General features: G+C 33.9%; 1 protein-coding gene. It reads left to right on the forward strand.

Going from position 1 to position 313, the window contains the following annotated elements; genetic code table 11:
- Window positions 1-313, forward strand: a 313-nt coding sequence (locus tag AAEY62_RS21415; RefSeq protein WP_350636403.1) for a hypothetical protein, incomplete at both ends; no start/stop codon positions are given.

The raw sequence follows: 313 nt of genomic DNA on the forward strand, positions 1-313 counted from the left end.
GGCTAAATCAAACCAAGGGGCTTATCGCTTTACTAATTATCCGAGTGAATTACTGGATTTTTATATTGATCAAAATGACATTGAAAAAGCACGTTCATGGGCTGCAAAACATGAGGTTAAGTCGAGTCAATTGATAACGTTGGCTGGTTTAATTATGGCGCAATACCCACAAGAGTCGATTGACTTGTATCACAAATCACTTAATAACATAATTGGACAAACTAATAATGACGCTTATCGTGAAGCAACTAATTTATTAATTAAAATAGAAAAAAGCTTAAAAGACAAAAATGCCGACTGCACGCTATTATAT

The organism is Pseudoalteromonas sp. GW168-MNA-CIBAN-0100, assembly GCF_040309225.1.
Taxonomy (GTDB): Bacteria; Pseudomonadota; Gammaproteobacteria; order Enterobacterales; family Alteromonadaceae; genus Pseudoalteromonas; species Pseudoalteromonas arctica.